Raw genomic sequence first — 410 nt, 5'->3', positions numbered from 1 at the left:
AAGACTTATGGTTTGTCTAAATAACGTTGTATGTGGCTGGGCTACCTGGATTCGAACCAGGGAATGCCGGCATCAAAAGCCGGTGCCTTACCGCTTGGCGATAGCCCAACAATGAATGGTCATCTAATGAAAGAAACACATTCTAAATAATGGTGCGGTCGGAGAGACTTGAACTCTCACACCTCTCGGCGCCAGAACCTAAATCTGGTGCGTCTACCAATTCCGCCACGACCGCAGCAAATCTTTATAGTCATACTGAATATTGGTGATTCAATAAAACGTTGTATAAATGGTGGCTACTGCGGGATTTGAACCTGCGACCCCATCATTATGAGTGATGTGCTCTAACCAACTGAGCTAAGTAGCCAATAATAAATCTAATCGATTCACTATTTGTTCTCTAATGAAAG

Annotated in this window: 3 tRNA genes; all 3 read right to left on the bottom strand. The window is 43.7% G+C overall.

The window, feature by feature from the left end:
* Positions 1-33: 33 nt before the first annotated feature.
* A tRNA-Gln gene (locus AB4486_RS22530) sits at positions 34-108 on the bottom strand.
* 42 nt (positions 109-150) lie between these two features.
* A tRNA-Leu gene (locus tag AB4486_RS22525) sits at positions 151-235 on the bottom strand.
* A gap of 55 nt (positions 236-290) precedes the next feature.
* Positions 291-367: transfer RNA gene (locus AB4486_RS22520), tRNA-Met, on the bottom strand.
* Positions 368-410: the final 43 nt, after the last annotated feature.

The sequence above is a fragment of the Vibrio sp. 10N.222.55.C6 genome, from assembly GCF_041473395.1.
Classification (GTDB): Bacteria; Pseudomonadota; Gammaproteobacteria; order Enterobacterales; family Vibrionaceae; genus Vibrio; species Vibrio crassostreae_C.
Note: the sequence above shows the minus strand (reverse complement) of the source record. Positions and strands in the feature narration are given on the sequence as shown.